Annotated in this window: 23 protein-coding genes and 1 pseudogene; 3 read left to right on the top strand and 21 right to left on the bottom strand. The window is 69.8% G+C overall.

Going from position 1 to position 25,029, the window contains the following annotated elements:
- Positions 1–117 precede the first annotated feature (117 nt).
- Complete coding sequence (locus tag ACG04R_RS26435; protein ID WP_394417108.1) at positions 118–1,068, top strand: AEC family transporter; 951 nt, start codon at positions 118–120, stop codon at positions 1,066–1,068.
- On the opposite strand, the gene aroQ is transcribed toward ACG04R_RS26435, so the two are convergent.
- The 6 genes from aroQ to ACG04R_RS26405 are packed head-to-tail and all read right to left on the bottom strand — an operon-like array spanning position 1,016 to position 6,846.
- Entirely contained in the window at positions 1,016–1,498 is a 483-nt protein-coding gene (gene aroQ / locus ACG04R_RS26430; protein WP_394417106.1) for a type II 3-dehydroquinate dehydratase, read from the bottom strand. The two genes, ACG04R_RS26435 and aroQ, sit on opposite strands and share 53 nt — an antisense overlap.
- Positions 1,495–2,343, bottom strand: a complete 849-nt coding sequence (locus tag ACG04R_RS26425; protein ID WP_394417104.1) for a shikimate dehydrogenase family protein — start codon at positions 2,341–2,343, stop codon at positions 1,495–1,497. The genes aroQ and ACG04R_RS26425 overlap by 4 nt, the downstream gene beginning before the upstream one ends.
- Before the next feature lie 34 nt (positions 2,344–2,377).
- Complete coding sequence (locus ACG04R_RS26420; RefSeq protein WP_394417102.1) at positions 2,378–3,787, bottom strand: MFS transporter; 1,410 nt, start codon at positions 3,785–3,787, stop codon at positions 2,378–2,380.
- A gap of 52 nt (positions 3,788–3,839) precedes the next feature.
- The gene (locus tag ACG04R_RS26415; protein ID WP_394417100.1) at positions 3,840–4,766 is read right to left on the bottom strand and encodes a sugar phosphate isomerase/epimerase family protein; all 927 of its coding nucleotides are present in this window, start codon (positions 4,764–4,766) and stop codon (positions 3,840–3,842) included.
- Between the two features lie 20 nt (positions 4,767–4,786).
- Entirely contained in the window at positions 4,787–5,671 is an 885-nt protein-coding gene (locus ACG04R_RS26410; protein ID WP_394417098.1) for a 4-hydroxyphenylpyruvate dioxygenase, read from the bottom strand.
- Positions 5,672–5,727: 56 nt separating this feature from the next.
- Positions 5,728–6,846, bottom strand: a complete 1,119-nt coding sequence (locus tag ACG04R_RS26405) for a porin (protein ID WP_394417096.1) — start codon at positions 6,844–6,846, stop codon at positions 5,728–5,730.
- A gap of 341 nt (positions 6,847–7,187) precedes the next feature.
- Between ACG04R_RS26405 and ACG04R_RS26400 the strand changes: the two genes are divergently transcribed.
- Positions 7,188–7,946, top strand: coding sequence for an IclR family transcriptional regulator domain-containing protein (locus ACG04R_RS26400; RefSeq protein WP_394417094.1), 759 nt, complete (start codon positions 7,188–7,190; stop codon positions 7,944–7,946).
- Between the two features lie 21 nt (positions 7,947–7,967).
- Here ACG04R_RS26400 and ACG04R_RS26395 read toward each other — a convergent pair whose 3' ends face one another.
- The 15 genes from ACG04R_RS26395 to ACG04R_RS26325 form a co-directional block, all read right to left on the bottom strand.
- Complete coding sequence (locus ACG04R_RS26395; RefSeq protein WP_394417092.1) at positions 7,968–9,020, bottom strand: adenosine deaminase; 1,053 nt, start codon at positions 9,018–9,020, stop codon at positions 7,968–7,970.
- A gap of 24 nt (positions 9,021–9,044) precedes the next feature.
- Positions 9,045–10,187: a BMP family ABC transporter substrate-binding protein gene (locus ACG04R_RS26390; RefSeq protein ID WP_394417090.1), complete on the bottom strand. Its 1,143-nt coding sequence runs from the start codon at positions 10,185–10,187 to the stop codon at positions 9,045–9,047.
- Positions 10,188–10,217: 30 nt separating this feature from the next.
- Positions 10,218–11,138 (bottom strand): ABC transporter permease, encoded by a 921-nt coding sequence (locus ACG04R_RS26385; RefSeq protein ID WP_394417088.1) that lies wholly within the window; start codon positions 11,136–11,138, stop codon positions 10,218–10,220.
- Entirely contained in the window at positions 11,135–12,223 is a 1,089-nt protein-coding gene (locus ACG04R_RS26380) for an ABC transporter permease (RefSeq protein WP_394417086.1), read from the bottom strand. Before ACG04R_RS26380 ends, ACG04R_RS26385 begins: the two co-directional genes overlap by 4 nt.
- Complete coding sequence (locus tag ACG04R_RS26375; protein ID WP_394417084.1) at positions 12,210–13,736, bottom strand: ABC transporter ATP-binding protein; 1,527 nt, start codon at positions 13,734–13,736, stop codon at positions 12,210–12,212. Before ACG04R_RS26375 ends, ACG04R_RS26380 begins: the two co-directional genes overlap by 14 nt.
- Positions 13,737–13,906: 170 nt before the next feature.
- Complete coding sequence (locus ACG04R_RS26370; RefSeq protein ID WP_394417082.1) at positions 13,907–14,758, bottom strand: outer envelope protein; 852 nt, start codon at positions 14,756–14,758, stop codon at positions 13,907–13,909.
- A gap of 208 nt (positions 14,759–14,966) precedes the next feature.
- Positions 14,967–15,659, bottom strand: coding sequence for a GntR family transcriptional regulator (locus tag ACG04R_RS26365; RefSeq protein WP_394417080.1), 693 nt, complete (start codon positions 15,657–15,659; stop codon positions 14,967–14,969).
- Positions 15,656–16,090, bottom strand: coding sequence for an oxalurate catabolism protein HpxZ (gene hpxZ, locus ACG04R_RS26360; RefSeq protein WP_394417199.1), 435 nt, complete (start codon positions 16,088–16,090; stop codon positions 15,656–15,658). The genes ACG04R_RS26365 and hpxZ overlap by 4 nt, the downstream gene beginning before the upstream one ends.
- Entirely contained in the window at positions 16,090–17,907 is a 1,818-nt protein-coding gene (gene atzF / locus ACG04R_RS26355; protein ID WP_394417078.1) for an allophanate hydrolase, read from the bottom strand. Before atzF ends, hpxZ begins: the two co-directional genes overlap by 1 nt.
- Positions 17,904–18,569: a cysteine hydrolase family protein gene (locus ACG04R_RS26350; RefSeq protein WP_394417076.1), complete on the bottom strand. Its 666-nt coding sequence runs from the start codon at positions 18,567–18,569 to the stop codon at positions 17,904–17,906. Before ACG04R_RS26350 ends, atzF begins: the two co-directional genes overlap by 4 nt.
- A complete protein-coding gene (locus ACG04R_RS26345; protein WP_394417074.1) occupies positions 18,566–20,125 on the bottom strand; it encodes an ABC transporter ATP-binding protein in 1,560 nt (519 codons plus the stop codon). The genes ACG04R_RS26350 and ACG04R_RS26345 overlap by 4 nt, the downstream gene beginning before the upstream one ends.
- 10 nt (positions 20,126–20,135) lie before the next feature.
- On the bottom strand, positions 20,136–20,828 hold the full coding sequence (biuH, locus tag ACG04R_RS26340; protein WP_394417072.1) for a biuret amidohydrolase: 693 nt from the start codon (positions 20,826–20,828) through the stop codon (positions 20,136–20,138).
- A 12-nt stretch (positions 20,829–20,840) separates the two neighbouring features.
- Positions 20,841–21,755 (bottom strand): ABC transporter permease, encoded by a 915-nt coding sequence (locus ACG04R_RS26335; RefSeq protein WP_394417070.1) that lies wholly within the window; start codon positions 21,753–21,755, stop codon positions 20,841–20,843.
- Between the two features lie 8 nt (positions 21,756–21,763).
- Entirely contained in the window at positions 21,764–22,888 is a 1,125-nt protein-coding gene (locus ACG04R_RS26330; RefSeq protein WP_394417068.1) for an ABC transporter permease, read from the bottom strand.
- A gap of 129 nt (positions 22,889–23,017) precedes the next feature.
- Positions 23,018–24,136 (bottom strand): BMP family ABC transporter substrate-binding protein, encoded by a 1,119-nt coding sequence (locus ACG04R_RS26325; protein ID WP_394417067.1) that lies wholly within the window; start codon positions 24,134–24,136, stop codon positions 23,018–23,020.
- 287 nt (positions 24,137–24,423) lie between these two features.
- Between ACG04R_RS26325 and ACG04R_RS26320 the strand changes: the two are divergent.
- A pseudogene (locus ACG04R_RS26320) lies at positions 24,424–24,904 on the top strand (ATP-binding protein); the annotation flags it as partial.
- Between the last annotated feature and the right edge of the window lie 125 nt (positions 24,905–25,029).

Below are 25,029 nucleotides of genomic sequence, written 5' to 3'. Positions count from 1 at the left end.
GCATTGCCAATATCTGCACCTGCGCCTATCTTGCCGGCGGGCCTTCAGCGCCCGCTCACGCCGCCCGTCTTCCCACCTCTCGCTCGCGATGCCACCGCCCGGCGTCGATGGACTCTCATGCTCGCCACGCTGGCCCTGACCGCCCCCGTCTACCTGTTGATCGCTGCCGGCTACGCGGCCGTGCGTTTCGGTGTCTTCGCCCAGGCCGAGTTGCGCGTGCTCGGGCGTTTCGTCATCCAGCTGGCGCTGCCGGCGCTGCTGTTCAAGGCGCTGTCGCAGAGCCATCGGCCGGATGGCCCCGAGGGGCTCTACCTGCTGGCCTACGCAGCGGGCTCGCTGGCGTCGCTGTTCCTAGTGCGTGCCTGGGCGCGGCATGGGCGCGGGCAGGCACCGGCGTCGGCGACGCTGTCGGGTCTGGGCGCGGCGGCGTCCAACAGCGGGCTGATCGGCTATCCCATCGTTGCGCAGTGGCTGGGCCCGACGGCCGGTCTGGGCCTGGCCTTGTGCATGCTGGTCGAGAACATGCTCGTCATTCCGCTGGGCCTGGCACTCGCCGACAGCGCCAGCGAGAAAATGTCGTGGCGGCGGGCGCTGTGGCAGGCAGCCGTCAACTGGTCCCGTCACCCGATGATCATCGCCATCGTGCTGGGCTTCGGCTGTGCGATGTCGGGGCTCACGCTGCCGGACTGGATCGCCCGCGCCGTGCAGATCCTCGCGGCGGCGGCGTCGCCGGTGGCGCTGTTCGTCATCGGTGGCTCGTTGCTGGGCGTGCGGTTGGAGGGGCAGCGACAGGACGTCGCCGGCGTCGCGCTGGCCAAGCTGCTGTTGCATCCGGCCTGCGTGCTGCTGGCGCTGTGGCTGATGCCGTCCGTGCCGGTGCCGTTGCGCCCGGCCGGCGTGCTGTTCGCGGCCATGCCCATGCTGAGCATCTATCCGCTGGTGGCGATGAAGCATGGCCAGGAAGGGCGCAGCGCGGCCATCCTGCTGGTGGCCACCATCGCGGCGTTCGTGACGATCAGCGGCTGGATGTGGGGGCTGCAGCAGCTGCCGGGTTGGCAGGCGGGCTGATCGCGGCGACCGCCGCGCGCAGCGCGAGCAGGTAGCTGTCCACGCCGAAGCCGCAGATCTGGCCGCGCACGATGGCGGCGAACACCGACTGGTGGCGGAAGGCCTCGCGAGCGTGGATGTTGGACATGTGCAGCTCGACGATGGGGCAGCTCAGCATGGCCAGCGCGTCGCGGATGGCGTAGCTGTAGTGCGTCCACGCGCCGGCGTTGATGAGCACGGCGTCGACGCGGTCGTGCAGCGCCTGGTGGATGCGCTCCACCATCGCGCCCTCGGCGTTGGTCTGGAAGCTCTGCACGGTGACGTCGAGTTCACCGGCGAGGCTCACCAGCCGCGCGTCGATGTCCGCCAGCGTGTCGCTGCCGTAATGCCGCGGGTCGCGCTGGCCGAACAGGTTGTGGTTGACGCCGTGCAGCATGAGGACCTGCTTCATGCCGCGCCCTCGGCGAGGTCGAAGCGGGCGACGGCGCGCAGCTCGTCCGGCGTGGCGCTGCCGTAGCCGAAGAACTCCAGGTAGGCCGGGATCATCTCGAACAGCATGTCCTTGCCCGGCTGGACGGCGCAGCCGCGCGCCAGCGCCGCGGCGAGCAGCGGCGTGACGTCCTGGCGCATGACGACCTCGCCGACCATCGTCTGCGGGGCGACACGCGCCATGTCGAACGGCAGCGGGTCGCCGTCGCGCATGCCCAGCGGCGTGGCGTTGACGATCAGGTCGAAGCCGGCGGGATCGTTCGTGCCCACCGCGGCGCGCAGCGCCGGATGGTGTTCGCGCAGCCGTGCGGCCAGCCCTTCGGCGGACGCATGTTGCGTGTCGTGCAGCACCATCTCCGCCACGCCGGCCGCGGCCAGCGACGCGGCGATGGCCGAGCCCACGCCGCCGGTGCCGGTGATCAACACGCGGCGGCCGCGCGCATCGAAGCCCTTGCGCTGGATGCCGCGCACGAAGCCGGCGCCGTCGAACTGGTCGCCCAGCAGGCTGCCATCGGCGCGGCGCAGCACGGCGTTGCAGGCGCCTGCCACGCGGGCGGCCGGCGTCAGCTCGTCCACCAGCGCCATCACGGCCACCTTGTGCGGCATCGTGATGAGCGCGCCGCGCAGGTTGGTCAGGTGGCGCAGCGCGTCGAAGGTCGCGGTGAAGTCCTCGGCCTTGACGCCGAAGGGAACGACGACGGCGTCGATGCCCTTCTGCTCGAACCACGGGTTGTAGATCATCGGAGACTTGAACGCTCCGGTCGGATAGCCGATGTGGGCGACAAGCTCCGTCGTGCCGGTGATCACTGGAAACTCCTTGGGTGCTGCGGTGAAGGGCGGATCAGGTGAACATCCGCGAGCCCTGGGCGCGCATGACGGACTGGCGGCGCTGGCGCTCGTAGTCCTGCTGAGGCACCGGCACGGCGCCGGGGCGGCCGAGGTCGTCGATGCGCACGCGGAAGGTCTCGCGTGAAGTGAACGCTGCGATCGCGGCGATGACGGTGACGCCGAAGGCGATGCTGCCGACGACCCATGGGATGTCGGTCGTTCCCGGCGGCGCAGCGGTGGCGAACAGCGCCGGCAGCATCGCCGTGATCATGGTGCCGATGTTCTGCGCGATGGCCATCGCGGAGACGCGGGTGCGGGTCGGGAACAGCTCGGGGTAGAAGCTCGGGAAGACCGCGTTGTAGCCCTGGTAGACGATGCCCCACATCAGCAGCGAGCAGGCGAAGGCCAGCGGCACGCTGTGGATGCTGATCGCGTACAGATAGGCGAACGACAGCAGGCCGGACAGCAGCGCGCCGCCGATGATGAACGGGCGGCGGCCTATCCTGTCGGACCAGTTGCCGACGAACGGGATGACCAGCACGGCCACGAGGTTGCCGACTACCGGAATCCACAGGTAGACGGACTTGTCGAAGCCGATGCCGTAGCCGGGCTGCACGGCGTAGGCCGCGCCGAAGATGGTCGTGACGACCGGGATCACGTTCATCAGCGCCATGCAGACGACACGCAGCATGTCCGGCCAGTTCTCGGCGATGGCCTGCACGACGGGCAGGCGGGCCGGCGCGCCCTGGGCCTTCTGCCTGGCGAATGCTTCGGGCTCCTGCACCTCGCGGCGGATGTAGTAGCCCGCGATGATGACGACGAAGCTCAGCAGGAACGGGACACGCCAGCCCCAGGCGTTGAAGTCGTCCTTGGGCAGCCAGGCCGCCAGCGGCAGGTAGATGGCGGCGGCCAGGATCTGGCCGGCCTGCACGCCCTGCAGCGTGAAGCTGGCGAAGAAGCCGCGGCGGCCGAACGGCGCGTGCTCCAGGATCATGGAGCTGGCACCGGAGATCTCGCCGGCGACGGCGAAGCCCTGCACGAGGCGCAGCACGACCAGCAGCGCCGGCGCGAGCAGGCCGGCCTGCGCGTAGGTGGGCAGCAGGCCGACGGCCATCGTCGACAGGCCCATCAGGAACATGCACAGGATGAGCACGTTCTTGCGGCCGTGCGTGTCGCCCCAGTGGCCCAGCACGAAGGCGCCGATGGGGCGCGCGACGTAGCCGACGCCGTAGGTCGCGAGCGACGCGACGATGGCGACCTGCGGGTTGCCCGAGGGGAAGAACAGCTGGGGGAACACCAGCGACGCCGCGGTCGCGTAGATGAAGAAGTCGTAGTACTCCAGCACCGAGCCGATCCAGCCGCTGGCAGTGGCCTTCTTGACCTGGTGGGTACCCCCTGAGTCGTGGTCTCTGGCGATCGTCATGGTTTGTCTCCTGTTTGGTATTCGACGTGCGTCGTTGCGGAAAGGGAAGGGGTCAGGCGGCGGCGCGCTGGCGCGGTGGCCTCGCCATGCCAGGCAGCGGCACGCCGCGGCGCAGTACCTCCTCGGCCAGCCACAGCGCGCTGGCGTGCGCGCGCTCAGCGACGTAGGGCAGCGGCAACTGCTGGTAGTCGTCGTTGAAGACCTCGAAGCTGTAGTCGCCGCGGTAGCCGATGGCGTCGAGCCGGCGCACCAACGTCGCCAGCGCCTGGCTGTGCACGCCTTCGCCGGGAAAGACGCGGAAGTGCCGCGCCGTCTCGATGCGCTCCTCGGGCGTGCGGGTCTCCTGCCACATGAAGTCGGCCAGCTGCACGAGGAAGATCTTGGCCGGGTCGACGTCCTCCAGCACGCTCAGCGGCGTGGACGTGGCGAAGATGTGATACGAGTCGACCGCCAGGCCGAGGTTGGGGAAGTCGGCTTCTTCGACAAGCGACCAGGCGGCGTCGACCTCGTTGACGTGGCGCCCCCAGGACAGTGCCTCGTAGGCCACGCGGATGCCGTGTGGCAGTGCGAGCATGGCCAGCTTGCGCAGGTCGCGCACCAGCGTGGCCCGTTCGCCGCTGGCGTGCCTCGACGCAGAACTGCAGGCCAGCAGCACACGGGCGCCGAGCGCGCCGGCCATGACGATCATCTGCTTGGCGATGTCGACCTTGTAGTCGTGCAGATGGCCGCTCAGGCCTTCGAAGTCGCGCAGCACCTGGAAGCCGGTGACGCGCAGCCCGCTGGCGCGCACGGCGGCGACGGCGGCATCCATGCCGTTCGGGTGGCCGACGATGTCGCGTGCGGCCAGCATGATCTGCGTGAAGCCGGCCTGGCGCGCGGCGGCCAGCTTGGCCTCCAGCGGGCCGGCTAGCGTGATCGTGTCCATGCCGAAGTCGGCCACGTGGGCGGACGCGCGCAGGGGCGAGGTGTAGCGGTGCATGGTCGTCTCCCGGCAGCGCTTCAGCGGGGCTCGCGCACGAGCTCGAAGGTCGGGCCCTGGTCGCAGGGCGTCGTCAGTGCGCCCAGGCGGGCATCCGCGGCCGAGGCCGGCGGCAGGGCGAAGTCCACGCCACGGCGGCGCAACTCGGTCGTCGTCTCCGGCACGTCGGTGCAGGCGAAGGCCAGGCGCGCGAGGTACTCGTCGGCGGTGGCATCGGGCCAGGTGTCCACGGGCGGTTCGATGAGCTGCCAGAAGACGCTGCCGCAGGGGCTGGCCAGGATGCAGCCGCGGTGCAGGATGCCGAAGTGGTGATCGGCCGGCAGCTCGCGGAAGCCGAACAGCTCGTCGTAGAAGGCGATCCAGTCGGCCATGCGGTCCGGGCCGATGTACTGGACCAGGCCGAAGAAGCGCAGGCCGCCGAGGGCCGGCGGCTGGCGGTCGACGGTGGGGATGGGGACGAAGTCGACGTCGTAGATGGAGAAGTCGCCGCAGCGGTCGACGAAGTAGATGCGGCTGTTGCCGACACCGTGGATGGCCGGGATGTTCAGCTCCATGACCTCGACCCGCGTCGGCAGTCCCCAGGCGCCCAGCTCCAGCACGCGGCGGTAGGCGCGGGCGGCGTCACGCACGCGGAAGGCCACGGCGGCGATCTCGGCCGTGTCGGGCAACGCCGGCTGATCGGGGTCGTGATGGGCGTTGACGATGATGTTCATGTCGCCCTGCCGGTACAGCATCACCTCGCGCGAGCGATGCCGTGCGACGGGCCGGAAGCCCAGCTTCTCCAGGCTCTGGCCGAAGGTCTGCGGCTTGGCGGTCGTGTACTCGATGAACTCGATGCCTTGCAGCGCCAGCGGGTTGTCGGGCTGCACGACGGTTTCGCGCGAGTCGGGGTGGAGGGCGTTCATGGCGGGTCTCGGTAGAGCGAGGAGGCCCGCGCGGCGGCGCCGCACGGGCGTGGGCGTCAGAAGCGGTGGACGATGCCGAGTTGCAGGCCGTTGATGGTCCGGCCGTTGATGTCCCCGGGCGTGGTGAAGGTGGTCTTCAGCCCGGCGGAGCCGACGGGGCGCCAGCCGCCGTTGGCGTCGTTGCGCAGCGTGTCCAGCAGCGCCACCAGCATGGTGCGCTTGGACAGGTCGTAGTAGGCGCCGACCGAACCGCCGCTGGCATTGCGGCCACGGCCCGATTGGTCGTTGATGCGGCCCCACAGCGCGCCGACGCGCAGCTGGCTGTTGACGCGGTAGTCGGCCGAGACCTGGACGATGTCGTAGAAGTTGTTCAGGTCGGCGTTGCTGCCGGCATTGAAGCCGCCCACGTTGCCGAGGAGGGTGCCGGCGTTGTTGCTGACGGCCGTCGACGTGTTGTTGTTGCTGCGCACGTAGGCGAGGTAGACCGTGCCCTTGCCGTACATCCAGTTGGCGTAGAGGTTGTCGTAGACGACGTCCTTGTCCACCGTGGCGCCCGCCTGCGGGCGGCCGCGCACGCCCATGTAGCCGAGGCGGTAGCTGTCGTTGGCCCAGTCCAGCGCCCACTGGTAGACGAGGGCACGATTGCCGGTTGGGGCCTCGGGCAGCGCCACGTGCGCCTCCACTTGCAGGCCGCTGATGCGCGGCGACAGGTAGGACACGTCGTTGTCGTAGCGCGAGGGCACGCCGAAGTTGTTGATCATCGAGCCCAGCGTGCGGGCCGTGTAGTCGATGTTGCCGCCGCGGCTGAAGACGGGGCCGTTCTGCCGGCCCACGCGCACCTCGCCGAAGTCCTTGCTGGCCAGGCCCACCCAGGCCTGACGGTCCCAGAAGCGCGAGCTGTCGGCCTGGCCGCCGGTGTCCGCGCTGAAGCCGCCTTCCACCTGGAACCTGGCGGAGAGCCCGCCGCCGAGGTCCTCGACACCCTTCGCACCGAAGCGGCTGCGCAGCCAGGCGCCGTCCTCCAGGCTCTTGATCGTTGTGCCCGAGCTGCTGTGCATGTAGTTGGCGTACTCGTCGATGACGCCGTACAGCGTGACGTTGCCGGACTGGGCCTGGGCCGCACCGAGGGTGGTCAGGATGCTGGCGGTGGCCAGGATGCGAAGCGTGCGGGTCATGGGAAGTCTCCTCGTTGTCGTTGGGCCCGAAGCACCGGGCGTTCTGGTCCTCACGAACTTCCGGGCAAGGCTTCGCCCCAACCCCGGGCCTCGCGTTTTGCGGGGCCGGGCTGCGACTTGGTGTTTGCGACGGAAGACGGAACGCCGGTGCGGCGTCGGTGCCGTGAATCCGGGGTTCTGGCGGGCGGCCCTCAGGGCCTCGCTTGGATGCAACGATAGGCAGGCACTGCCCGTCCAACAAGGCTCAAACCGGCGATGTGCGCGATAATCGCGCACATCGCGCGCCATGGTTTCGAAGCGCGGGTTTGCACTGAGCGGTGAGGCAACAACGGATTGCAGCGATGGAGATCCAGCGCAAAGACGTCATCGATGGTTTGGGCAAGGGCCTGCAGGTCATCGAGGCCTTTGATTCGGACCACCCGAGGCTGACGGCTTCGGAGACGGCGGAACGCGTCGGCATCACGCGCACGGCCGCGCGGCGCTACCTGCTGAGCCTCGTGCACTTCGGCTATGCGCAGACGGACGGCAAGCGTTTCTGGCTGCTGCCGCGCGTGCTGCGGCTGGGGCAGAGCTATCTGCACGCGGCGCGGTTGCCGCGCGTCATCCAGCCGTTTCTGCAGCGGCTGGCCACCGAGTGCCAGGAGAACTTCAGCTTCAGCGTGCTGGACGGCCACGAGGTCGTCTACGTCGTGCGCAGCAACAACCCGCGGCTGATCACGATCGGCTTCCCCGTGGGCGGGCGCATGCCGGTGCACGCGGCGACGCCGGGCATCGTCATCCTGTCCACCAAGACCGAGGACTGGCTGGACGAGTGGACAGCTGCGCACGAGTTCGCCGCCTTCACGCCGCACACGGTCACCTCGCCCGAGCAGTTCCGGCGCAACGTGCGCGCGGCGCGCGAGCTGGGCTACTGGGTGACGGAACAGCAGTTCGCGCCGGGCCTGCGCGGCATTGCCGTGCCAGTGAAGGACCGCAAGGGCGCCTGCGTCGGCGCGATCGGCACGACGGTGCCGATGCAGCCGCTGAGCTGCGAGGAGTCCATAGCCCGGCTGCTGCCGCGGCTCAACGACGTCGTCGAGATCCTGCGCGAGGTGATCTGACCGCCGCCCGCGCCGCCGCTGCTAGCGTGCGGCCTGCGCGAACTCGGCGTCCAGTGCCGCGACCCACGCAGCGCGCTGCGACTGCGGCGCGAAGCTGGCCTCCAGGCTGTTGCGCAGCAACTGGTAGGCCTCGCGGGCGCCCCAGCGCGGCAGTGCGTCGAACAGCGCCAGCAGGTTGTCGTTGACGTAGCCGCCGAAGTAGGCCGGGTCGTCGGAGTTGATGGTCACGGCCAGGCCGGCGGCGAGCAGTTGGGGCAGTGGGTGGTCGGCGAGATCGTGCACCACGCACAGCTTCACGTTGGACAGCGGGCACACCGTCAGCGGCACGCGCTCCTTTGCCAGCCGTGCCATCAGCGCCTGGCTCTCGATGGCGCGCACGCCGTGGTCGATGCGCTCCACGCCCAGCAGGTCCAGCGCCTCCTCGATGTAGGCCGGCGGCCCCTCCTCGCCGGCGTGGGCCACGAGTTGCAGGCCTAGCTCGGCGGCGCGCGCGAACACGCGCTGGAACTTGCTCGGCGGGTGGCCGCGCTCGGAGCTGTCCAGCCCGACGCCGATGAAATGCGCGCGCCAGGGCAGGGCCTGCTCCAACGTGGCGAAGGCGTCCTCCTCGCTGAGGTGGCGCAGGAAGCACAGGATCAGCGCCCCACTGACGCCCAGGCGGTCGTTCGCATCGGCGCAGGCGCGCGACAGGCCCTGGATGACGGTGCCGATGGGCACGCCGCGCGCCGTGTGCGTCTGCGGATCGAAGAACAGCTCGGCGTGGACGACGCGGTCGCGCGCGGCCTTCTCGAAGTAGGCCCAGGCCATGTCGTAGAAGTCCTGCTCGTGCAGCAGCACGCTGGCGCCGGCGTAGTAGATGTCCAGGAAGCTCTGCAGGTCCGTGAACGCGTAGGCCTGGCGCAGCGCATCGACGCTGGCGTAGGGCAGGGCGACGCCGTTGCGCGCGGCCAGCGCGAAGATCAGCTCGGGCTCCAGCGAGCCCTCGATGTGCATGTGCAGCTCGGCCTTGGGGGCGCGGGCCAGCAGGCCGGGGAGGGCCGAGCGTGGGATGCGGTCGAAGTCGATGTCGGTCATGCGCTCAGTCTCCCCTGGCGGCCATCACTTGGCGCCTGGTACTTTGCCTTCCACGCCCTTGACGAAGAATTTGATGCCACCCAGGAACGCATCATCCGCGATGGCGTCCTTCGCGAGGACTTCCTTCCCGGTGTTGTCGACGATGGGGCCCTTCCAGATCGAGAAGCTGCCGTCCTTCAGGCCGGCCTTGACCTGCTCGACCTTGGCCTTGGCCTCGGCCGGCACATCGTCGGCGATGGAGACGATGTCGATGGCGCCTTCCTTCACGCCCCACCAGGCCTTGCCGGTGGCCCAGCTGCCGTCCAGCGCGTCGTGCGTGGCCTTGATGTAGTACGGCGCCCAGTTGATGACGGCCGAGCCCAGGTGGGCCTTGGGGCCATAGGCCTTCATGTCGGAGTCCCAGCCGAAGGCGCGCTTGCCTTTCTCCTCGGCGGTCTTCAGCACGGCGGCGGAGTCGGTGTTCTGCATCAGCACGTCGGCACCGCCGTTGATCAGCGCCGTGGCGGCCTCGGTTTCCTTCGGCGGGTCGAACCACTCGTTGACCCAGACCACCTTGGTCTTGATCTTGGGGTTCACGCTCTGCGCGCCCAGCGTGAAGCTGTTGATGTTGCGGATGACCTCGGGGATGGGAATGGAGCCCACGACACCGATGGTGTTGGTCTTCGTCATCGAGCCCGCGATGACGCCGGCGAGGTAGGCGCCCTCGTAGGTGCGGCTGTCGTAGGTGCGCAGGTTCTCGGCCGTCTTGTAGCCGGTGGCGTGCTCGAACTTGACGTCCTTGTGATCGGCGGCGACCTTGAGCAGGGGCTCCATGTAGCCGAAGGTTGTGCCGAAGATCAACTTGTTGCCCTGGCCGACGAGGTCGTTGAACACGCGCTCGGCGTCGGCGGCCTCGGGCACCTTCTCGACGAAGGTGGTCACGATCTTGTCGCCGAATTCCTTCTCCAGCGCCTTGCGGGCGTTGTCGTGCGCAAAGGTCCAGCCGCCGTCGCCCACGGGGCCGACATAGGCGAAGGCGATCTTCAGCGGCTCGGGCTTGGCCGGGGCGGCGGACGCGGCCGGCGGCGAGGCCGCAACCTCGTCGTCCTTCTTCGAGCAGCCCGCGAGTGCGGCGGCAGCGGCCAGTGCAGCCAACGCAAAGGTCCGGCGGGTGGCGATGGATGTCATGCTTTTCTCCTGAGGGGGTGAGCGTGGGGACTAGTGACCGGGTTTGAAGGGCTTGCCGAGCGACGCGGGCATGTTGGCCTTGATCCACGCCGGGTTGCGCGAGATCAGCACCAGCACCGCGATGGTGGACAGGTAGGGCAGCATGCTGAGCCAATGCGTGGGGATGTCGATGCCCTCGCTCTGCAGGTGGAACTGCAGCATCGTGACGCCGCCGAACAGGTAGGCGCCCAGCAGCACGCGGGCCGGCCGCCAGGTGGCGAAGGTGGTCAGCGCCAGCGCGATCCAGCCCTTGCCGGCCACCATGCCTTCCACCCACAGCGGCGTGTAGATGATGGACAGGTAAGCCCCCGCCAGCCCGCACAGCGCGCCGCCCGCGCACACCGCCGCGAGCCGGATGCGCCGCACCGGATAGCCCAGTGCGTGGGCCGACTCGGGTGACTCGCCCACCGCGCGCAGCACGAGACCGGCGCGGCTGCGGTACAGGAAGACATGCAGCGCCACGGCGAGCGCGATGGCGAGGTAGACCACCGGGTGGTGCGCGAACAGCGCCTTGCCGATCACGGGCAGGTCGGCCAGGCCGGGAATGGCGAAGTGATCCCGCTCCGACAGCCGCTGCTGCGTGTACGAGGTACCGACGAAGGCCGAGAAGCCGGCGCCGAACAGGCTCAGCGCCAGGCCGGTGGCGTACTGGTTGGTGTTGAGCCAGATCACCAGCAGCCCGAGCACCAGGGACAGTGCCGCGCCCGCGGCCATGCCGGCCAGGAAGCCCAGCACGTCCGAGCCCGTGTTCACGGCGGTCGCGAAGCCGGCGATGGCGGCCACCAGCATCAGCCCCTCGGCGCCCAGGTTGACGATGCCGGCGCGCTCGTTGATGAGAAGGCCCAGGCCGGCGATGGCGAGCACGGTGCCGGCGCTCAGCGTCGCAGCGATCAGCAGCGCGATCTCATTCATGCGGTCGCTCCCGCCGCCCGCGCCTTGGCCGCCGCCACCCAGCGCATGCGGTACTGCAGCCCGTGGTCGCAGGCCAGCAGCGTGAACAGCAGCAGGCCCTGGAACACGCTGGTCAACGCCTTGGGCAGGCCCAGCCGGCTCTGCGCCAGCTCGCCGCCGATGTAGAACATGCTCATCAGCACCGACGAGAACACGATGCCCACCGGGTGCAGCCGGCCGACGAAGGCCACGATGATGGCCGCGAAGCCGTAGCCCACCGGCACGTAGGGCGTCAGCTGGCCCAGTGGACCGGCCACCTCCAGCGCGCCGGCCAGTCCCGCCATGCCGCCGGACAGCAGCAGGGCCGTCCACAACGCGCTGCGCGACGAGAAGCCCGCGTAGCGAGCCGCAGCCGGCGCGATGCCGCCCACCGTCAGCGCATAGCCGCGGTAGGTGCGGAACTGGAACACCGCGAACGCGACGACCGCCAGCAGCGCGATGACGACGCCCACGTTCATGCGCAACCCGCTGACGAGGCGCGGCAGCCGCGTCGCCGCGGCGAACAGGACGGTTTGCGGGAAGTTGTAGCCGTCCGGGTCCTTCCACGGTCCGTAGACGAGGTAGTTCAGCAGCAGCCCGGCCACGTAGACCAGCATCAGGCTGACGAGGATCTCGTTGGTGTTGAAGCGGTCGCGCAGCAGCGCGACGACGCCGGCCCACAGCATGCCGCCGACGACACCGCCCAGCAGCACCGGCACGACGAACCATGCCGACGTGGCCGGCCCGGCCTGCATCGCGACCCAGCCGGCGCCCAGGGCGCCGAGCACGAACTGGCCCTCGGCGCCGATGTTCCAGATGTTGGCGCGGAAGCACACCGCCAGGCCGAGGGCGATCAGCGCCAGCGGCACCGCCTTGATGCTCAGCTCCGACAGCGCACGGCCGTCCTTCAGCGGTTCGACGAAGAACAGCCGCAGCGCCTGCACGGGGTCTTTGCCCAGGGCGGTGAAAAGCACGATACCGATCAACACCGTGATGGCCAGCGCCAGCAGCGGCGCGGCGACGGCCAGTGCCAGCGAGGTCTGCGCGCGCGGCTCAAGCTTGAACATCGGCGGCCTCCGTGTTCGCTGTCGTGGGCCACAGCCCGGACATCCATTCGCCGACCTGCTCTCGCGTCGCCTGCGCGATGGGCACCGACGGCGACAGCCGGCCCTGCGCGATGACCATCAGCCGGTCGCACAGCTCGAACAGCTCGTCCAGCTCCTCGCTGAACACGAGCAGCGCGCAGCCCTGGTTGCGCAGCCGCAGCAGCTCGCCGCGGATCTGCGCGGCCGCGCCGACGTCTACGCCCCAGGTGGGCTGCGCAATGATGAGCAGCTTGGGGTTGGCGTCGATCTCGCGGCCGACGATGAACTTCTGCAGGTTGCCGCCCGACAGCGTGCGTGCCGGCGCGTCCGGCCCCGGCGCCTTCACTCGGAAGCCGTCGATCAGCTTCACCGCCAGTTGCCGCGCCTGCCCGGTGCGAATCCAGCCGCTGCGCGACACCGCTTCGGTGCGCGTCAGCAGCGTGTTCATCGCCAGCGACAGCGTCGGCACCGCGCCGCGGCCCAGCCGTTCCTCGGGCACGAAGTGCAGCCCGGCGGCGCGGCGGCGTCCGGGTGATGCGCGCGCGATGTCCTGGTCGAACAGCTGGATGCTGCCGGCCGCCGCGCGCGGGTCTTCGCCCGACAACGCGGCGAGCAGCTCCTGCTGGCCGTTGCCCGACACGCCGGCCACGCCGACGATTTCGCCGGCGTTGACCGTCAGGCCGATGCCCTTCAGCGTGACGCCGAACGGGTCTTGTTGTTCAAGGTCTAGCCCGGCGACGCGCAGCACCGGCGCACCGGCGCGGCCCTCGCGCGCAGTCAGCACCGGCGCGTCGGCGCCGATCATCAGCCGCGACAGGCTTGCGTTGCTCTCCTGCTGCGGGTCCACCTCACCGACAACGCGACCGCCGCGCAGCACCGTGCAGTGGTGGCACAGCGAGCGGATCTCGTGCAGCTTGTGGCTGATGTAGAGGATGGAGCAGCCCTCGCTGCTCAGCTGGCGCAGCGTGACGAACAGGCTCTCGACGGCCTGCGGCGTCAGCACCGAGGTGGGCTCGTCGAGGATCAGCAACTGCGGCTTGGTCAGCAGCGCGCGGATGATCTCGACGCGCTGGCGTTCGCCGACGCTGAGCGTGTGCACCGGCCGTGCCGGGTCCACGTGCAGGCCGTAGGCGGCAGACACAGCACGCGTCTGCTCGGTCACCTCGGCCAGCGACAGCGACTTGTCCAGCCCCAGCCAGATGTTCTCGGCGGCGGTCAGCGTGTCGAACAGCGAGAAGTGCTGGTAGACCATGCTGATGCCCAGCGCGCGAGCCTGCGCCGGGCTGGCCACGCCGACCTCGCGGCCGTTCCACGCGACCTGCCCGGCATCCGGCCGCACCGCGCCGTAGATGATCTTCATCAGCGTCGACTTGCCCGCGCCGTTCTCGCCAAGGATGGCGTGGATCTGGCCCGGCGCCACCTTGAGGTGGACGCCGTCGTTGGCCTTGACGCCGGGGTACTGCTTGCTGATGCCGATCAGTTCAAGTCTGGTCATTCGTACTCGTCAGCTGGCGGTGGGGCTTCGTAGTTTCGGGCCGAGCGCCGGGCCGCTCCCAAGCCGGCCCGCTTTGGCGATGCTTGCGGCTCAATGCCGCAAGCATCGCCGCCCCCTCGGGGGACCGACCAAGCTCGCCCGCGTTCAGCGCGGCGAGATTGGGCGAGGGGTTAAAAGTGATATTCGGCCCTGATCATCGGCGTCTTGGCCGTGGCGCCGCTGCCGGCGGGGCCACTGGCCGGGTTGCCGAACTTGTTGCGCCAGTACTGGTACTCGAAGCCCACCTTGAACTTCCCCGGTGCGCCGGCGGCGGCGCCGACGTCGTACATGATCTGGCCGTCGAAGTTGAACTCCGGCGCCGTCGGGCCGCCGAACTCGTTCGTGCCCTTGCTCGCAATGTAGTTCGCGAAGCCCTCGAAGGCCAAGGGAAGCTTGCCCAGGGGAATGCCCCAGGCCGCGGTCAGCATCGCGTGGGTCTTGTAGTCGTAGCGCGGCGTGGCCGTGCTGGTGAACTTGTTGTACGGCGCGTTGCTTTCCTTCAGCAGCAGCAGGCTGACGTTCAGGAAGCCGGGCACGTCCATCATCAGCGTGGGGCCCAGCACCAGCATGCGCTTGCGCGAGTTGTAGCCGGCGTCCACTTTCACGTTGGCGTCGAAGCCGCCGGTCAGGCCGACGCCACGCACCGGGCCGAACTCGATCTTGCTGCCGGTGATCTTGCCGAAGTCCAGCGTGTGGCGGTAGACGATGTAGACCTCGCTCGCACCGCTGCCCGAGTTGGGGCTGGAGGGGTCGGTCTTGTCGGACAGCAGCAGGTCGACGTTGAGGAAGTTCGTGCCGTAGGTGTAGCCGCTGGCGTGGTTCAGGTCGACGATGCTCTTCTTGATGTCGTTGCTGCCGAAGGGCTCGGCGAACTTGGTGCCGTAGCGGTAGCCGATGGAGGTGTCGGCCCAGTCGGCCGCTTGGGCTGCGCTGGCGGCAAGGGCGGCGACGGTGATGGCAAGCAGGCGCGTGGTCGGTTTCAAGGCAGGGCTCCTAGGTGGGTGGATGGACGAAGCGTGAAATGACTTGTTGACGGGCTGGCGCCGCGCAGCTCGGCATGACGGGCTTTGAGCAAGTCATGTGCCACTGGCCGGTGCGCCGCGCTGCGGCCTGGCGTCGCACGATGGCGCACGACGGCGCGCTGCTGGTGCGCGCGGCCCCATGGCGATGCGAAGGCGGCGCGCGACGACATCAGCTGTCCCGCCTCGCGCGGTAGAGCATGTCCAGCGTGATGTGGCGCACCTCGAGCTTGCTCTGCTGGATGTGGGCGCGCAGCAGGCGCTGGGCCTCGTCCGCGCGGCGGCGCGTGATGGCGCGCAGGATGCGCGCATGCTCGTCGTAGGTGGCCTCGACGCGCGCCGGCTTTGTGAAGTCCAGCCGCCGGATGATGCGGATGCGCTCCGTGATTTCCTTGTGCACGCGGGCCATCTCGCGGTTGCCGCTGCCCTGCACCAGCATCGCGTGGAAGCGTTCGTCGAGCGCGCCGACCTCGGCCGCGTCCTCCAGCCGCTCGGCCGGCGGCACCAGCCAGATGTCGGCCAGTTGCCGCAGCTCCGGGCGTTGCTCGCTCTCGGCCAGGTGGCGGGCCGCGTCGCACTCGATCAGCGTGCGCAGGTCGTACAGCTCGTCCATCACGTCGAAGTCCAGCGGCGCCACCTGCCAGCCCAGCCGCGGCAGCAGCTTCAGGAAGCCCTCACGCTCCAGCCGCTGCAGCGCCGCGCGCAGCGGCGTGCGGCTGACGACGATGCGCTGCGCCAGCTCGGTCTCGGAGACACGGTCACCCGGCATCAGCGCGAAGTCGAAGATCAGCTGCTTGAGCTGGCCGTAGGCCTGGTCGGCCAGCGACGGGCTTTCGGCGAGGGTGATGGATTCCGGCTTGGTCACGTCGTGGGCAAAAGAGTCTCTGGCCTGGCGATTGTTGGCCCGGCGGGGAAGGGGATCATGCTGACGTGCGCGGCGACGATGCGCCAGCCCTCTGGCAGGCGCAGCCAGGTCTGTGACTGGAAGCCACGCAGCGGTGTGTCGCTGCGCACGAACTCGACCTGGGCCACGGCCATGTCGGGCCCGAAGGCGTGCAGCCGCAGATGCTCCAGCCGCCGCGTGAACGTGGGCGCGGGCGTGTTGGCACGGTAGGCCTCCAGTTCGGCGATGCCCCACTGCCGGTCGGCGATGCCGTAGCGCGTGACGCGCGCGTCCTGCCAGAAGAAGGCGTTCAGCGCGGCCACGTCGTTGGTCATCAGCGCCTGCTCGTAGGCCTCGAACACGGCAGCCATCTCCGCCAGCACGGCGGGGTGGTCGAAGCTCGCCGGGTCCATCACGCCGTGGCTCCCGAGGTGCTGGCGACGAAGGCGCGCCAGCCGCCGTGGTGGCTGATGTCGGGCGCGCCGCGCAGTGCCGCGCCTTCGCAGATGAAGCCCTTGACCCAGCGGCCGTCGGCCAGCTCGACGTTGCCCAGGCCCAGCGGCGGCGGGATCAGCTCGAGCAGCGAGCCGATGGTGGCCTGCGGCAGCTCGTAGACCTCGACGGCGATGGCGTGGCCCGGCTCGCCGTCAGGCGTGCGCGCGAGGCCGGGCTTGGGTGGCACGCTGCCGGGCAGCGCGTGCAGCCGGTAGCGCGCCGTCGTCTGCGTGCGGGCATGCAGACGCGCACCGCGCTCCAGCAACTGGCCGTGCAGCGGCAGGCCTTGCAGGTGCGCGCCGACGACGGCCAGCAGCAGCGTCGGCTCGGCACGGGGCAGGGCTTGTACGGCGCGGTCTGCCGCGTACGCATCTCGCAGGTGCGCACCCAGCGGCAGCCGCGCGGCGGTCTCCCAGCGCAGGCCGAAGTCCACCAGTGCCGCATCGGCACCGCCCGGCGCGATCAGCGTGACGCCGAACGGCAGCGGGGAGGCGCCCGCCGGCATGCAGCTCGGCAGCGCCAGGGCCGACCAGCCCAGCAGGTTGACGAAGTTGGTGTAACGGCCCAGCTCGCTGTTGCGCAGCACCGGCTCTGCGGCGACGGCGGCGCGCGTGGGGCAGGTGGGCGCGGTGGGCACCAGCAGCGCATCCACCTGCTGCCACAGAGTCTGCAGCTGGACGCGAAGCGTCTCAAGCCGGTAGCGGCCGCGGAACGCGGCCACCGCGTCCACGCCGAGGCCCTTGCCGATGATGGACGCCACCGTCGGGTCCAGCGCGGCCGGGTTGCTGGCCAGTAGCGTGTCGACGACGCTGAGTCGCTCGGCCACCCAGGGGCCGTCGTACAGCAGTCGCGCCAGTTCGAACAGTGGCGCGAAGTCCAGCGGCACCAGCTCGGCACCGAGTTCGGCAGCGCGGGCCTGCGCTTGCTCGAAGGCCGCGGGCCAGCCGAGCGCGGCGTCGCAGCCGGACTCGTGCGGCACGCCCAGGCGCAGCGCGGGGCGCGTGCCACCCAGCCAGGGCGGGCGCGGCGCGGCGACGTTGAAGCGCGGCTCGTCGGCCTCGGCGCCTTCGAAGATCGACCAGGCCAGCGCCGCGTCGGCCACCGTCAGCGCGAACACGCTGACGACGTCCAGCGTGCGGCAGGCGGGCAGCACGCCGCGCATCGGCACGCTGCCGGGCGTGGGCTTCAGGCCCACGAGGTTGTTGAGGCCGGCCGGCACGCGGCCCGAGCCGGCCGTGTCGGTGCCCAGCGCCAGCGGCACGAGGCCGCGCGCGACGACCGAGGCCGAGCCCGAGCTGGAGCCGCCGCTGACGAAGCGCGCATCGAAGGTGTTGGGCACCTCGCCGTACGGCGAGCGCGTGCCGACCAGGCCGGTGGCGAACTGGTCCAGGTTGGTCTTGCCGACGACGATGGCGCCGGCCGCCTGCAGCCGCTGCACGGCCGTGGCGGAGTGTTCCGGCTGGAAGGTGAACGCTGGGCAGGCAGCGGTGGTGGGCATGCCGGCCACGTCGATGTTGTCCTTCACCGCCAGCGGCACGCCCCACAGCGGCGTGGCGGGGCCGCGCGGCGGCAGCGCGGCGAGCTGGGCTGCGAGCTGCTCGGGCGTGCAGCGGTGAATCCACGCGGTGTCGGCTGCGTCCAGCCGGGCCAGCAGCGCCGTCAGCAGCGTGTTCGGTTCGGCGCCGCCGGCGTAGGCGGCCTGCCAGTCGGCGATGGTGTGCAGCGGTTGCGTCATGCGAGGGCCTCGATCAAGGCACTGGAAGGGGTCGACCAGCCGACGATGGCGCCCTGCGCCGTCAGCATGGCCAGCGCGGCAGCCTTGAACTCGGGGAAGTAGCTGGCGGTGCCGTCCTCGACCAGCAGGCACTCGTAGCCGCGGTCGTTGGCCTCACGCATCGAGGTCTGCACGCAGACCTCGGTCGTCACGCCGGTGAACAGCAGGTGCGTGATGCCGCGCCCGCGCAGCAGCTCGTCCACGTCGGTGCCGTAGAACATGCCCTTGCCGGGCTTGTCCACGACCAGCTCGCCGGGCCAGGGCACCAGCTCCGGGATGATTTCGGCGCCGGGCTCGCCGGCCACGAGCAGCCGGCCCATGGGCCCGGCGTCGCCGATGCGCAGCGACGGGTTGCCGCGCAGCCGCTTGGACGGCGGGCAGTCGCTGAGGTCGGGTTTGTGCGCCTCGCGGGTGTGCAGGACGAGGCCGCCGGCGGCACGCCATGCCTCGAGCAGGCGGCGCAGCGCCGGCACGATGGCCTGCAGCTGCGTCACGTCGTTGCCCAGGCTGGCACCGAAGCCGCCGGGCTCGACGAAGTCGCGCTGCATGTCGATGACGACCAGCGCGGTGTGCGTCGGGTCGAAGCTGTAGGGGAAGGGCTGGGCGGTGGCGAGCGTGATCATGCGTGCTCCTCCGCGCCGTGCCCCTTGCCGCCCATGAAGGCGCCGAGCGACTGCCGCGTGGCTTGCGCCGCCGGCACGTCGTGCACGATGCGGCCTTCGCTCATGACGACGATGCGGTCCGCTAGCGTGAGCAGCTCGTCCAGGTCTTCGCTGACGAGCAGCACGGCGGCACCGCGGTTGCGCGCGGCGATGAGGCGGCCGTGGATCTCGGCGACGGCGGCGAAGTCCAGCCCGAAGACCGGGTTGCTGACCAGCAGCAGCTCGGCGTCGCCGGCCAGCTCGCGCGCCAGCACGGCGCGCTGCACGTTGCCGCCCGACAGCGTGCGGATGGCCGCGCGTTCGCCCTGCGTCTTCACGCCGTACTCGGCGATCCAGTCGCAGGCCCGCTCGCGCAGCGCGCCCCAGCGCACCAGGCCGCCGCGCGACCAGGGCAGCTCATCGAAGCTGCGCAGCGCCATGTTCTGCGCGACGCTCAAGGCGCCGACGCAGGCGTTGGCCAGCGGCTCCTCAGGCAGGCTGCGCACCTTGCGCGCGCGGTTCTCGGCGCGGCGCGAGAGGAAGTGCTGACCGTCCACGGCGACATGACCGCCGAGCCGCGGCCGCTGGCCGACGAGAGCCTGCATCAGCTCGCGCTGGCCGTTGCCGCTGACACCGGCGACGCCGACGATCTCGCCGCGCTGCACGCTCAAACTGAGGTCGCGCACGGCGGGCTCGCCGCGGTCGCCCATGACGGCCAGGCCTTCGATGGCGAGCTTGACGTCGCCTGGCGCGCGGTCCTCGCGGGTCCATGTCGGTGTCGTCACGTCGCCGGTCGTCGCGCTGCGGCTTTCGCCCACCATCGCGGCAGCCAGGCTTTCGGGCGTGTGATCGGCCACGGCGCCGGTGGCCGCGAGTGCACCCTTGCGCAGCACGCTGACGTCATCGGCGTAGGCCATCACCTCGCGGAACTTGTGCGTGATCATCAGCACCGAGCAGGTCATCACGTGCGCCTGGTCGCGCAGCGCGCCCAGCACCTCGTCGGCCTCCTGCGGCGTCAGCACCGACGTGGGCTCGTCGAGGATCAGCAGGCGCGGCTTCAGGAACAGCTGCTTGAGGATCTCCAGCTTCTGCTTCTCGCCGGCCGACAGCTCGCTGGGCCGTGCGTCCAGCGGCAGGCGGAACGGCGTGGTCGCCATGAAGGCTTCCAGCTCCGCGCGGGCAGCCTTCCAGTTCACGACCATCGGCAGGCGGCCGCGTGCCAGCAGCAGGTTCTCGGCGACGGTCATGCCGGGCACGACGGTGAAGTGCTGGTAGACCATGCCCAGGCCCAGGTCGCGGGCGACGACGGGTGAGCCGATCTCGTGCTCGCGGCCGTCCACCATCACGGCGCCCTCGTCAGGGCGGTGGTAGCCGACGATGGCCTTGACCAGCGTGCTCTTGCCCGCGCCGTTCTCGCCCAGCAGTGCATGCACGGTGCCGGGCCGCACGGTGATGGACACGTCGTCCAGCGCCGTGAAGCTGCCGAAGCGCTTGGTGAGGCGGTAGGTTTCCAGCTGCAGCGCGTGAGGGGTGGACATGGGGGTCTCCTCAGAGCTTGGCCAGCAGGTCCAGCACGGCGGCAGAGTCGGACACCGCACCGAACACGCCGCCCTGCATCAGGATCATCTTCAGCGCGGCCTCGTGGTTGCCGCGGTCCGTGGCGGCCGTGCAGTCCGACAGCATCAGGCACTCGAAGCCGCGGTCGTTGGCCTCGCGCATCGTCGTGTGCACGCACACGTCGGTCGTGATGCCGGTGAGGATGAGGTTGCGGATGCCGCGCGTGTGCAGCACCAGCTCCAGGTCGGTCGCACAGAAGCTGCCCTTGCCGGGCTTGTCGATGATGGGCTCGCCGGCTAGCGGGTAGAGCTCGGGAATGATGTCCCACCCCGGCTCGCCGCGCACGAGGATGCGGCCGCAGGGGCCGTCGTCGCCGATGCCGCGGCCCTCGGTGCCGATCTGGCGCGAGCGCCAGCGCTTGTTGGCGGGCAGGTCCGACAGGTCGGGCCGGTGGCCTTCCCGCGTGTGGATCACGTGCATGCCTTTGCTTCGTGCGGCGGCCAGCAGACGTTGAAGCGGCTCGATGGGCGCGCGGGTCAGCGAGATGTCGTAGCCCATCTTGTCGACGTAGCCGCCGAGACCGCAGAAGTCGGTCTGCATGTCGATGATGATCAGCGCGGTGTTCTGCGGCGTGATGGCGCCATCGAAGGGCCAGGCATAGGGTTGTGAGCGCAGCGTGGGCATGGCGGGGTTCCTTCAGCGGGACAGGCCGAGTTCGGCGGGGGCGCCCTTCAGCGCCTGGCTCGGCGAGCAGGTGGCGACGAGGATCAGCAGCGTCAGCAAATAGGGCATGGCGTTGAACAGGTAGTAGCCGCCGCTGACGCCCACGCTCTGCAGCGCGGGGCCGATGGCGCCAGCACCGCCGAACAGCAGTGCCGCGCCCAGGCAGCGCCAGGGGTGCCAGCGCGCGAAGATGACCAGCGCGACGGCGATCAGGCCCTGGCCGCTGGACAGGCCTTCGTTCCAGCTGCCGGGGTAGTACAGCGACAGCGACGCGCCGCCGAGGCCGGCGATGGCACCGCCGACCGTCGTCGCGGCGATGCGCACGCCGTTGACCGAGTAGCCCAGCGCCCGCGCGGCGTCGCTGCTGTCGCCGGCCATGCGCACGACGAGGCCCCAGCGGGTGTTCTTGAAGCCCCAGGCCATCAAACCGGCCAGCGCGACGCCGATGGGGAAGAGGGCGTTGATCGACAACGCGGTCTGCACCGCTTGTGAGTCGCTCCACGCACCCAGCGGCAGCGACGGGATCTGCGGCGCCTGCGGCTGGATCAGCGGCTTGCCGAGGTAGAAAGCCAGTCCCGCGCCCAGCAGCATCAGGGCGATGCCGGTTGCGATGTCCGACACGCGCGGCAGCGAGCACAGCAGGCCGTGCAGCAGCGCCAGCAGCGCGCCGCAGCCCATCGCGGCCAGCACACCCAGCCACGCCGAGCCGGTGAGGTAGGCGCCGCCGAAGCCGGCCATCGCGCTGAACACCAGCACGCCTTCGAGACCCAGGTTGATGCGGCCGCTTCTCTCGGTGAGGCATTCGCCGAGGCTGACGAAGAGGAAGGGCGTGCCTACCCGCAGCGCACCGCCGACGACGGCGAGCAGCAGGTCCGGGACGGCGGTCATGGCGAGGCTCATGCAACCCCCTGTGCGGTGGCAACCGGCGCGGCCGGGGCAGGCTTCCTGGCGGTGGCGCGTGCCGCGAACAGCCGCCCGCGCAGCGCCTCGGCGGCGAGCACGAAGACGAAGGCGAAGCCCTGCAGCACGAGGACGGACGCGTCAGGCAGGTCCAGCCGGCGTTGCAGCAGGCTGCCGGCCGCCGCGAAGCCGCCGAACAGCACGGCCACGGGCGGGATGGCCCAGGGGTTGTGCCGTGCGACGAAGCTGACCAGGATGCCGGTGTAGCCCAGGCCGGCGATGACCGAGGCGTTGGCCGCCGTGTGCACGGCCGCCACCTCGATGCCGCCTGCCAGGCCCGCCGCGCCACCGCCCAGCGCGCAGGCGAGCAGGATGATGCGGTCGGTGGGCAGGCCCACGAGGCGAGCGGTTCGCGCGTTGCCGCCGACCACGCGCATCGCGAAGCCCGAGGCGCTGAAGCTCAGCCAGATGCCGGCCGCCATGCAGGCCACGACACCGATGACGAGGCCCCAGTGCACGTCGCCCAGCCAGGACTCCATCGACGCGTCGCCCACGATGGGGCCGATGCGCAGGCCCTCGTTCAACGGCAGCGTGGACGGCTTGTTCAGGCTGGCCGGGTCGCGCATCGGCCCTTCGACGAAGTGCTTGAACAGCGCGATGGCGATGTAGCCCAGCAGCAGGCTGGAGATGGTTTCGTTGACGCCGCGCCACTGGCGCAGCCAGCCGGCGAGCGCCACCCAGGCCGCGCCGAGCAGCGCGCCGGCGGCCAGCACCATCGCGCTGCCGAGCACGTTGGCCGGCGGCGCGAAGAGATATGGCAGGCCGGCGCAGCCGAGCGCGCCGAGCACCAGCGCGCCTTCACCGCCGATCATCGTCAGCCCCGCCTGCGCCGGCAGCGCGACGGCCAGCGCCGTCAGCATCAGCGGCGCGGCGCGCAGCAGCGTGTTCTGCCACGAAAAGGCGTCCCCGAAGGCGCCGAGGAACAGCAGCTTCCACGCCTCCACCGGGCTCGCGCCGCCCAGCCAGACGAACAGGCCGAACAGCAGCAGCGCCGCGGCCAGCGCGAAGACCGGCAGCAGCAGTGCTTCTGCGGCGGCATTCCAGCGATGTGAAGTGGCCATGGTTAGTCCCTCATTCAGAACAGAGGCGCATCGGCGCCGACTCATCCAGCGGCACCCATGTATCTGGCTTTGCCAGGCCATCGGGTGCGCCCCCTTGAGGGGGAGACGCGAAGCGTCTTCGGGGGTGGGTCAAACCTTGCCGATGACGCCTTCGACGAGGTAGTTCATGCCTTCCAACTCCATGTCGGTCTGCTTGAACACCTTGCCGGCCGGGATGACCACCTTGCCGGTGTTGTCCTTCAACTCGCCCTTGAAGATGTCGAAGCCGCCCTTGAGCATCTGCGCGCGCACCGCCTCGGCCTGTTTGCGCCCGCCCTCGGGCACCGCGCTGCCGTACGGGCTGCTCTTGACGAAGCCTTCCTTCAGCCCGCCGCGCACGAAGTTCGGGTGCGGCTTGCCGGTCTGCGCGGCTTCCAGGATCTCCTTGTAGGCGGTGATCCAGTTCCATTCCGCGCCGGTCAGGTAGGCTTGCGGCGCCAGCTTGGCCTGGCTCGCGTGGTAGCCGCACACGAACTTGCCGCGCTTGGCCGCCGTCTCGACGATGACCTTGGGACCGTCCACGTGCATGGTGAAGACGTCGACGCCCTGGTCGGCCAGGCTGTTGGTGGCCTCGGCCTCCTTGACCGGCATGCTCCAGTCGCCCGTGAAGATGACGGTCGTCGTGATGCCGGGGTTCACGCTGCGTGCGCCCATCGTGAACGCGTTGATGTTGCGCAGCACCTGCGGGATGGGCTTGGCCGCGATGAAGCCGAGCTTCTTGCTCTTCGTCACGTAGGCCGCGACGACGCCGTTGAGGTACTGCGCCTCGTCGATGTAGCCGAAGAAGCTGCCGGCGTTCTTCGGGTGCTTGGCCGCGTTCCACAGCCCGCCGCAGTGGGCGAAGCGCACGTTGGGGTACTTGGGCGCCAGTGCGAGGATGTGCGGGTCGAAGTAGCCGAACGAGGTCGGGAACAGTAGGCTGGCGCCGTCCTGCGCGATCATGCCCTGCATGGTCTTCTGCACGGCGGTGGTCTCGGGGACGTTCTCCTCCTCGACGACCTTGACGCCCGGCATCTTCTTCAACAGCGCGGCGGACTCGGCATGCGCCTGGTTGTAGCCATAGTCATCTCTTGGGCCCACGTAGATGAAGCCCACTGTCAGCGGCTTTTGCGCCTGCGCCAGGCCACTCCATCCGGCGGTCATCAATCCGGCCCCTGCAGCACCCGCGCTGCCCAGCCACTCCCGACGGTTCCACTGTGATCGCGTCATTCCGGCTCTCCTCAAGTTGTTCGGCCAACGAAGCACACCGGGTTGAGTTCCGGTCTGTGTTCAGGCCTGTATACAAGCAGGGGGCGTGCCAGAGTCTTTGCCGGGAAGCATTGGCATTTGATGCACTTGGCCGGTGCGAAAACGATGAGGGCTGAACTGAAAGGGGGCGTCAGAGCACGCGAACTGACTGGTGGCGGCGCTGTCGCCCAGGTCGGCCTCGGTCTCGGTCCGGCTCAAGGCTGGACTGTGAGTCCCGCGCCGATGTGCGGCCTGCAGGAGGAACGACCATGAGCACCGAGATCGTGTCCCGCCTTACGGCGCTTGAGCCGTACAGCATGGCGCCCAACTGGCCGGAGCTGCTGGCGCATTGCCGGCACGCTGCCCTGGAGCCTGAGCAGTTGATCGAACAGCTGCTGGACGCCGAAGGGGCCGAGCGCAACGTGTGCTCCATCGCCTACCAGATGACGGCGGTGGGCTTTCCGGCGCACCGCGACCTCGCCAGCTTCGACTTCAAAGCCAGCGCGGTCAATGAGGCGCTGGTGCACAAGCTGCACACGACGCAGTTCGCCGAGGCGGTGCATAACTTGGTGCCGATCGGCGGGCCTCGGCGCGGGCAAGACGCACCTGGCCACGGCGCTGGGCATTGAAGCCATCCAGCGACGCGGCAAACATGTGCAGTTCCAGTCGACGGTGGAACTGCTCAACGCGCTGGAAGCGGAGAAGGCGGCCGGCAAAGCCGTGCAGATCGCGCACCGGCTGATGTACGTGTGTTGACGCCGACTGAAATTTGACCCACCCGTGAGGGCCCTGCCGACCCAAATTTGACCCAGGTGTTCAACCTACCCTGCCCGAGATATCCACAGCTGGGCGGGGGTGTGAGGAGTGATCACCAT

Source organism: Pelomonas candidula (genome assembly GCF_043555985.1).
Classification (GTDB): Bacteria; Pseudomonadota; Gammaproteobacteria; order Burkholderiales; family Burkholderiaceae_C; genus Pelomonas; species Pelomonas candidula.
The sequence above is the reverse complement of the archived record's forward strand: the minus strand, read 5'-3'. Positions and strand labels throughout refer to the sequence as shown.